The 9,429-nt window shown below is 33.8% G+C and carries 10 protein-coding genes; 1 reads left to right on the forward strand and 9 read right to left on the reverse strand.

Annotated features, from left to right (window positions below):
- Positions 1-80 precede the first annotated feature (80 nt).
- The 8 genes from ABD745_RS17625 to ABD745_RS17660 form a co-directional block, all read right to left on the reverse strand.
- Positions 81-1,076 (reverse strand): AAA family ATPase, encoded by a 996-nt coding sequence (locus ABD745_RS17625; RefSeq protein WP_344833151.1) that lies wholly within the window; start codon positions 1,074-1,076, stop codon positions 81-83.
- Position 1,077: 1 nt separating this feature from the next.
- Complete coding sequence (locus ABD745_RS17630; protein WP_344833154.1) at positions 1,078-3,057, reverse strand: TonB-dependent receptor; 1,980 nt, start codon at positions 3,055-3,057, stop codon at positions 1,078-1,080.
- A 5-nt stretch (positions 3,058-3,062) separates the two neighbouring features.
- Entirely contained in the window at positions 3,063-3,572 is a 510-nt protein-coding gene (locus tag ABD745_RS17635; RefSeq protein WP_344833157.1) for an O-acetyl-ADP-ribose deacetylase, read from the reverse strand.
- 5 nt (positions 3,573-3,577) lie between these two features.
- A complete protein-coding gene (locus ABD745_RS17640) occupies positions 3,578-3,946 on the reverse strand; it encodes a DUF4291 family protein (RefSeq protein ID WP_344834049.1) in 369 nt (122 codons plus the stop codon).
- Entirely contained in the window at positions 3,933-4,223 is a 291-nt protein-coding gene (locus ABD745_RS17645) for a DUF4291 family protein (protein ID WP_344833161.1), read from the reverse strand. The genes ABD745_RS17640 and ABD745_RS17645 overlap by 14 nt, the downstream gene beginning before the upstream one ends.
- On the reverse strand, positions 4,220-5,452 hold the full coding sequence (locus tag ABD745_RS17650) for a TIGR02452 family protein (protein WP_344833164.1): 1,233 nt from the start codon (positions 5,450-5,452) through the stop codon (positions 4,220-4,222). Before ABD745_RS17650 ends, ABD745_RS17645 begins: the two co-directional genes overlap by 4 nt.
- Positions 5,453-5,457: 5 nt before the next feature.
- A complete protein-coding gene (locus ABD745_RS17655; protein WP_344833166.1) occupies positions 5,458-5,610 on the reverse strand; it encodes a hypothetical protein in 153 nt (50 codons plus the stop codon).
- A gap of 336 nt (positions 5,611-5,946) precedes the next feature.
- Positions 5,947-6,642, reverse strand: coding sequence for an NUDIX hydrolase (locus tag ABD745_RS17660; RefSeq protein ID WP_344833168.1), 696 nt, complete (start codon positions 6,640-6,642; stop codon positions 5,947-5,949).
- Between the two features lie 124 nt (positions 6,643-6,766).
- Here ABD745_RS17660 and ABD745_RS17665 point away from each other — a divergent pair, with 124 nt between their 5' ends.
- Positions 6,767-7,405, forward strand: coding sequence for a DUF1579 domain-containing protein (locus ABD745_RS17665; protein ID WP_344833171.1), 639 nt, complete (start codon positions 6,767-6,769; stop codon positions 7,403-7,405).
- Between the two features lie 64 nt (positions 7,406-7,469).
- Here ABD745_RS17665 and lepA read toward each other — a convergent pair whose 3' ends face one another.
- A complete protein-coding gene (lepA, locus tag ABD745_RS17670; RefSeq protein WP_344833173.1) occupies positions 7,470-9,266 on the reverse strand; it encodes a translation elongation factor 4 in 1,797 nt (598 codons plus the stop codon).
- Positions 9,267-9,429: the final 163 nt, after the last annotated feature.

Below are 9,429 nucleotides of genomic sequence, written 5' to 3' on the forward strand. Positions count from 1 at the left end.
CCGCTTTTAACAATAATGCCTTTTTTTAAACGCAAAGAACACAAAGTCTTTTCAATTCTGATGGATTATGGACAATCAGATTAATTTTTGAACATCATTCGTCTTTTCAAAATTAAATTTTTGATGTTTTCAACCGCCATTTTCTCCCTGTCATCCCAGCTTCCGGAAACTTCCAGAAAATCAATGTTTTCTTCTTTTAAAATATTTCGGTGGCTTTCATCTAATTTATTTCTTTCATCAATTTCAAGCCTTGTTCCGTCCTGAATGTATTCTGCATCTTTTGTTGAATAAAGGTAGAGATCGGCTTTATTTTTCTCTATAATTTCTTCCGGAACGGATAATTTTTTACCAAAAATAAATTCAGCATACGATTTTGTAATGTGAATATCGGTGTCAATCAACGTTAAAAAACTTTCTTGATAATTCACATTTTCAATTCGATTGGCGTGTTCTGTGTATACTTTTTCCAGATCATTAAAATCAAATTCTTTTGAATCTGAAATAAGATCCCGCCCCGCTTCTGAAACCTTATTGGATTTAAAATATTCAGATAAATTATTCGTCATAACAGTTTTCCCGGTGGATTCCGTGCCAAGAAAAACAACTTTTAAGGCAAAATATTTTTGAACTGATAACGGAAGATACTTCCAGTTTTCAAACAAATTTTCGCGAATTTCTGAAGCTGAAATCTGAATACTTTCCCTGTTTTCATCAAACATAAAATGGTCAATATCCATAATCATAGAAAGCATTTCTCCATATTCTTCGGAAGTCACGAGAAACTCCTCTTCTTTAAAATATTCTTTAAAAACTTCACTCCAGATTTTGGAAACCTCCCAGTCTGAAACAGAAGTATTCGGGAAATCATTTTCATTGTATTTAAAAACCTTTACCTTTAAGTTTTTATTGTCTTTAAAAGTCTCTTTAATCCATTCTTTTCTGATATTTCCGTCTATTTTTTCCTTTTCTTCTGCACATACCAAAACCGTTACACTTCCTTTTTCAAGGGCGAATTCGATCATCTTTTGATGACCGATATGAAACGGATAAAATTTTCCAAATACAAAACCCTTCATTTTAAAAGACTTTAAATTTTAAAGAAGCCATAAAATTCCTCGGCATCTGAACAAAATATTTTCCCGTGCCATCTGTTTCCGTGTAACCGTAATTATAATATCGTTTGTTTGTGATATTATTCACAAAAAATCCGACTTGCCATTGATTCCAATCATACAAAACTCCGGAATTCAAAATTACATAAGACGGAAGTTTTGCCATGTTTGAAAAATCCATGTACGAACTGTCCTGAAATCTGGAAGTCACGTTAATCGTAAGATTCTTTAATTTATAGTTTACCTCCTGATTTACAATAAATTTCGGGGTCAATACCGGACTAAACGAAACATTTTCTTCTTTAATTTTTGAATACACAAAAGACGAGTTATTTTTCAAATTCCAATGCTCATTAATTTGATAATTAAAGGAAATTTCTGCTCCTAATCTGTAACTTTTATCCACTTTATTAGTCAACGCCAATCCGTTGGGTCCGAAGTTTCCGTTGAGTACAATTTCATCTTTAAAATCCATGTAAAAGACATTAAATTCAAGTTTTATTTTTTCTTTATTAAAACGGTAACCTAACTCATAATCAGTCACATATTCGGGCGTTATTGTACCAAGAACCAATTGATTATTTTCATCCAGCATTAAGTTATCGTTTCCCATGAAAATATCATTTCTGGTAGGTTCTCTTCCTACTCTTCCCAAACTGAAATATGCATTTGACTCATTATTAATCAGATAATTAATTCCAATTTTCGGATTAAAGAAATTCCATTCCAATTCATTCATCGAAAGATCTCCTTTATACCTGAAATCTGCAAATCTATATTGCACATCTCCGGAAAAAACCCACTTTCCAGCCTTGAATTCTCCCTGAGCAAAAACACTTACATCATTTTTATAGCCTGTGTTTCTGTATAGTTCTCCTAAAGAAAGCTCACTTCCTGTGTGATTTCTACTGTATACATTTCCATTAATTCCTGCTACAATTTTCCCGTTTTTAAATTTATTCTGAAAATTAGTATAAAATCCCAAGAAATTCGAATTAAAAGCATAATTGTAAATTTCTCCATTTTCCGGTAGTCCGATGAAATTATTTAAGTTAAAATCATAATTTCCATTCAAATGCGTATAATGAATACTGCTTTGAAGAGAAGAAGATTCGCTCAATTTTGTCTGATTAAAAGCCTGCAGAAACGTCTGAAAAAATCGGTCTTTTTCATCTCGATTTCCATTTGTTCGCGGATCTTTATCTATCTGTTCCTGAGTAACGCCTAACCAAGCCAGTTGATTTCGTTGATTTCCCATCAATGCATTAAATTTCCAGATACTTTTATCCTTGAAAATTCCGCCGCTTATAAACGCAGACTGTCCATGATTAGAGGAATTATACTTGTAACCGTCAGAATAAATCTCGGATAATCTTACATGAATTCCCATATCATTTTTAATTCCGGAAGTGTATTTCCCATACAACCTCATCGAATTATATGAACCATAATTTGCTCCAAATTCAAGATTTTTTTCTTTTAAATCAGGAGAAAACAACTGAATACTTCCACCGTAACTCGCCGTTCCGTTCTTTGATAAACCCACTCCTTTCTGGATCTGAATTTTATCAAAAGAATTAAAAATATCCGGATAATTTGAAAAATAAGAACCCTGATCTTCCGGTTCATTCATCGGCGCTCCATCCATCGAAACATTGATTCTCGTCTGATCGATCCCACGAATTCTGTAGTAAGAATACCCATTATTTCCACCCGTATCTGAATATGCAGTGACCGACGGAACAGATTCTGACAATAAAAATGAAGGCTCTTTTCCGACATTCTGAATACTTTTAGCAGGATTGATATTATGAAAATTCACCGTCTGCAATCTTCCCGCCTCACTTTGTATCACCACCTCCTGAATATCCCTGATTGAATCTTTTTCCTGAGAAAAAGCATTGGAAAATGGGATAAGTATTGCTAAAAGTAGTATTTTTTTCATTGTTTTTAAAGATTTAAAAGTCGTTTATAAATCATTTCATTTTCATTGTCAAAGCAAACAAAAACAACTTTTTCAATGATTTCAGATTGGAAATTCTGGACTTCACGAACAGCAATTTCTCCAGCTAATTTTTTTGGAAATCTGTAAATCCCTGTACTTATATTTGGAAAAGCAATGGTTTTAACATCAAGGCTTTCAGCTAATTTCAAAGAGTTTTTATAGCAATTTGCCAATAATTCTGAGCTTTTTACCTCATCATTATTCCAAACCGGACCAACTGTGTGAATGACATATTTTGCAGGCAGATTTCCGGCTGTTGTTATGACCGCTTCTCCTGTTTTACATTTTCCCTGTTTATTTCTAATTTCAATGCACTCATCTAAAATTTGCTTTCCACCCGCTCGATGAATTGCTCCATCAACACCGCCGCCACCCAATAAAGAGGAATTAGCAGCATTGACGATTGCGTCGGCTTGTATTTTGGTGATGTCGCCTTTTATTAATTCAATTTTCATTGTAATTAGTTTTCATTTAATCTCAGCTTCCTGTTTAAATCAAAATCATCTAACAATAAAGGTTTTTCTTCAGGAATCGTTAAATTATCCAAGTCATCATTTAAAACAAACTGATGCTGTTCTTTCACAAAATCTGAAATATTTTCAATTAAAATAATATCTTCCTGAGCAAAAGATTTGATGAATTGATTTCTCAACCCAATTTGTATTGCTCTTCTCTCCAGTTTATTCCCAAAAGGATCATGATCCGGATCCCATTGCAATCTCACGGATGATTCCTTTACCTGATTTTGCCATTCTTCTCTTGATAATTCTAACCTTTCGTTGTAAGAAGAATAAACTGCATTTTTTAAGTAATTTTTAAAAGCATCTATTTTTTTTTAAATGAATTGCCAAAACATATTCCTGACCTTCTTTTGTTCCCCATCCGTTTCGGTACATCATCCAGAGAAAATTAGGTTTGATCCAAGTCATTCTTTCTAAACTGAAATGACCTCCTAAATATTGATTTTGAATAGCAAATTCACCAATTTCTTTTCGATAAGACTGATAAACAATTATTTTTTCATCATCATATTGAGCCATGATATGATAGCCTTTTTGTGGCCAATCCTGTAGTTGTTCTTTATATTTTTTAAGTTTAAGTTTCATCCTATTTTTTCAAACGGCTTTATCATTTCTTCTTTCTTAGTCAGAACCGCAAAAACCACTCTTTTAAATTTATTTTTATACTTCCCATGAAGATGTTTGTTGAACAATTCTGCAATTTCTTTCGGATCATTTTTAAAAACTCCGCATCCCCAAGCTCCTAAAATCAATGTTTCATTTCCCTGGTTTAAAGCTAATGCGAACATTTTATCCATTCTCACATCCATCGCTCCGTAGATTTCGTGAGCTCTTTCCGGTTCCTGTTTTTTTACAATACCCGCATTTACCGCAGGAGATGTTATAAAATTGCACAAAACAGGTTTTGACAATAATTCTCCTTTGTCTTTTCTGAAAACCGGAACTTTCGGGCTGTAAATCATCATATCAGTGTAAAAACAAGATTCCATGGCGCAATGAACAGTGTAATAATCCCAAGCCTGAAGTTGAATTTCATACAATGCAGAAGTTCTTGCAAGACTTTCTTCCTGAGCCTCTGCACCATTGATAAAACCTCCTCCCGGATTTTTTGCCGATGCGAAATTAAGACACATCAATTTCTCCTGATTTTCTTCTTCACCCAATCGTAAAATCGCTTTTAAAGAACTGCAATTCCAAGTTTCAAATTTTGTTTCAAAAGCTGTTTTTGGAAGTTCGTTTGTTGTCATTTCCGAAAGCTGTTCAGATGAAAACAAAACGGTTTCTTTTTTACAGATTTCCAGTTCGTTTTCTATATTTATTTTTTCGTTGTCTTCGTTTATATAATATTTCTTGGCTAGGATTTCCAATGTCTCTTTTGCCATTCCTTTATTTGTCATCGTTAGTTTTTTTATTTTTAATAATAAATTTTCTATATCTGTATTTGTCGGATTTTTAAAATCATCTCCAATAAATACTTTTATCACATCAATTTTTTCTACAATTGCCTGATTAAATTTTTCTAAATCTTCAGAAGGAATCCACAGTTCATTATGATTTTTTGCTCCAACATTCTGCGCCGGATATTGATTGACAATTTCTTCCAGAACCTCAAATTTTGTTACAAAACCAAGATAATTTCCCGATTCATCTCTTGTGTTCCATTTTTCGGCAATTTCGGAGGCATAATTTTCATCTAAAACAGGATAGAAAATTGGCTGCCATTCTAATCTTGGAGGAAATTTCCTGAAATCGCTTTCTATAATAAGAATCATTTCCTTTTCTCCGACGGGTCTGTAAAGTGTTATGGTTTTCATGGTTATTAGATTTTACTTTTCTTCAAATTCAAAGGAAACCATTGACTGAAACATGCTTTTGTAATTTCATCTTTCACCGTGTGTCCCCAAAAGAACAGAAAATTCAACTTCTCTTTTCTCTGAAAGCTTTCTAGCGTATTTTGTAATGTATAGTTCATATTGTGTTATTTTTACACAAATTTAAAAGAATATGGATTTATTAACCAAATTTATTTGCGTTAATTTTACGCTAATAAATTTAATTGATTGATTATCAGTAATAAAAATTTATTTTATTTAAACACGAATGACACAAATATTTTCAAAAATAACACCAATTTAAATCATTGCTGTAAGTTTTGGCTAAAGACAACTGCTCAATGTAAATAAAAAAACGGACTAAAGTCCGTTCCTATGATGTTGATATTTGTTGTTGTTTTTTAAGAATAAGTAAATTTTAACAAAAGCGTTAGTGAAAATTAATGCAAAATATTTATGATGTTTGTGCTCAAAGACTACTTAATTTCAAAATAAAAACCTTCTTCCTCAAGCTCTTTGTATTTTTCCTGATTAAAAGTAAAAAGTTTTCCCGGTCTTCCGCTGCCTTCTTTTTTTACATTATTTGTTTCGTTCAAAAGTCCGTAACTCATGATTTTTTTTCGGAAATTTCTGCGGTCGATTTCCTGTCCGATAATGGTTTTATAAAGGTTTTCAAGATCTGAAAAAGGAAATTCTTCGTTAAGAAGGTTGAAACCGATCGGTTGATACTGAATTTTTGTGCGAAGTCTTTTTAAGGCAATATCAATGATTGTTTGATGATCAAAAGCCAATTTCGGAAGACTGTTAATACCGAACCATTGCGCGTCTTCTGCATCAGAATCTGCGAAAAGTTCATGATAAGAAGGATTTACAAGCCCCAAATAAGCTATAGAAACCACTCTATTTCGCGGATCGCGACCAATATTACCAAATGTATAGAGTTGTTCGAGAAAATCTGGCTTTATGCCCGCTTCTTCGTGCAATTCTCTTTTTACTGCATCATCCAGATTTTCATCGTCTAAAACCAAACCTCCGGGAAGCGCCCAACCTCCTTTGAAAGGATCAATATTTCTTTTTATCAAAAGAATCTGCAGATCTTTTTTATCAAAATATCCGAAAATAACTGCATCTACAGCAACTTTTATATCCTGTAATTTTTTTGGAGACTCCATTGTATTAATTTGCGTTGTGAATACACAAAAGTACAATTTAGAACGATCAATATCAACAGAAAAATAAAAAAACTTTGTTTTATAATTTTTATTAAATTTATAAACAACTTAAAACTAAACAATTATGAAAAATTTATTATTTGCTGTCTCAGCAGCTTTTCTTTTTATTGCTTGTGACAAAGTAAAAATGGATGTGAAAACAGGAAAAGAAGCAGATTCTTTAACGAGTAAAGAATGGAAGCCCGTAGATTCCGCTACAGCAAACAAAGCTTGGATGGATTACGCAACTCCGGGAGAAATGCACAAAATGCTTGCAAAATCTGACGGAACATGGACCGGAGAAAACACAATGTGGATGGAAAACGGCGGAAAACCAATGACAAGTACTTCAGAAGCCAACAATAAAATAGTTTTTAACGGACGTTATCAGGTAGGTGAACACAAAGGAAATTTCATGGGAATGCCTTTCGAAGGAATGAGCATCGTGGGTTATGACAATGCAAAAAAGAAGTTTGTAAGTACCTGGATCGATAATATGGGAACCGGAATCATGAATATGGAAGGTGAATGGAATTCCTCAAAAAAATCAATTGAGTTTAAAGGAAAAATAACAGACCCTGCAAGACCCGGAAAAGACTGTAATGTAAGAGAGATTCTCACATTTGTAGACGATAATCATCATGTTATGGAAATGTACGGACCCGATTCTAAGACAGGAAAAGAATATAAAACAATGGAAATAAAATATACCCGCAAACAATAACAGAACATTGCCAGAAGCTTAAAAAATAAAAAGCCCGATAAATATTTTATCGGGCTTTTTTATATTAATCGTTTAGTTTCAAAACTGCCATGAATGCTGACTGTGGTACTTCTACTCTACCAATCTGCTTCATTTTCTTCTTACCTTCTTTCTGTTTTTCTAGAAGCTTTCTCTTTCTGGAAATATCACCTCCGTAACATTTTGCGGTAACATCTTTTCTTAACGCTTTAATCGTCTCTCTTGCAATAACCTTTGCTCCCAACGCTGCCTGAACTGCAATATCAAACTGCTGTCTAGGAATCAGTTCACGAAGTTTTTCACACATTTTCTTACCGATGTAATAAGCATTAGAATCGTGAATCAATGATGATAAAGCATCTACCATATCTCCATTGATCAGGATATCCATTTTTACTAACTTAGAAGAACGCATTCCGATTGGTGAATAATCGAATGATGCATATCCTTTAGAAATAGATTTTAAACGGTCGTAGAAGTCGAAAACAACTTCTGCCAAAGGCATATTGAACGTTAATTCAACTCTGTCTGCAGTCAAATAACTTTGGTTTACAATCTCTCCTCTTTTCTCGATACACAGCGTCATAACTGCACCTACGAAATCAGATTTAGTAATGATAGAAGCTTTTATATAAGGCTCTTCCACTCTGTCTAAAAGATTGGGATCAATCATTTCAGATGGGTTGTTGATTAAAATTGCGGTTTCAGGATCTTTTTTAGAATATCCGTGGTACGAAACGTTGGGAACTGTGGTAATAACATTCATATCGAACTCTCTTTCAAGACGTTCCTGAACAATTTCCATGTGAAGCATTCCTAAGAATCCGCAACGGAAACCAAAACCAAGAGCTGCAGAACTTTCTGGTTCGAAAACCAAAGAAGCATCATTTAATCTTAATTTTTCTAATGAGAATCTTAATTCCTCAAAATCTTCAGATTCGATCGGATAAATTCCGGCAAAAACCATCGGTTTTACTTCTTCAAAACCATCAATTGCAGCCGCTGCAGGATTTACAAAAGAGGTAATGGTATCACCCACTTTTACTTCTCTTGCATCTTTGATACCGGAAATAATATAACCTACGTCACCACATTCAATTGTTTTTTTCGAAACCTGTTTTAGCTTTAAAGTTCCAACTTCATCAGCACCGTATTCTTTTCCTGTTGCAAAAAATTTGATCTTTTCGTTTTTAGAAATACTTCCGTTTACGACTTTGAAATAAGCCTCAATTCCTCTAAATGGATTATAAACGGAGTCAAAGATCAATGCCTGAAGCGGTGCTTCCGGATCTCCAACCGGAGCAGGAATTCTGCTAACAATCTGCTCAAGCAAATCGTGAACACCTTCTCCTGTTTTCCCTGAAACCCTCAGAACATCTTCATATTTGCAACCTAAAAGACCCATGATTTCATCGGTAACCTCTTCCGGATTTGCTGATGGAAGATCTATTTTATTTAGAATCGGAATAATTTCCAAGTCATTTTCCAATGCCAGATATAGATTACTAATTGTTTGTGCCTGAATACTTTGCGCAGCATCTACAATAAGAAGCGCACCTTCACAGGCAGCGATAGAACGGGAAACTTCGTAAGAAAAATCTACATGTCCCGGTGTATCAATCAGATTTAAAATATATTTTTCTCCTTTATATTCATAATCCATCTGGATCGCGTGAGACTTGATGGTGATCCCGCGTTCTTTCTCCAAATCCATATCATCCAGCGTCTGAGACTGTAATTCTCTTTGGGTAACAGTATTGGTATATTCCAATAGTCTATCCGCCAAAGTACTTTTACCGTGGTCGATATGAGCGATTATGCAAAAATTTCGTATGTTTTTCATTTAAGAACCTTGTAATTTGCAAAGATAAAAAAAAGGAAGACAATTCCTCATTCTTATTTTGTGGTGTGAAATTAATTTAAAGTGCGATTAAAATGATTTAAATTTTAGAGCTTATTCCCGCTCTCCGCACTCGCTATTTTGGAGTTTCGGCGGTGGCAAAGCC

The organism is Chryseobacterium ginsenosidimutans (genome assembly GCF_039536845.1).
Taxonomy (GTDB): Bacteria; Bacteroidota; Bacteroidia; order Flavobacteriales; family Weeksellaceae; genus Chryseobacterium; species Chryseobacterium ginsenosidimutans_B.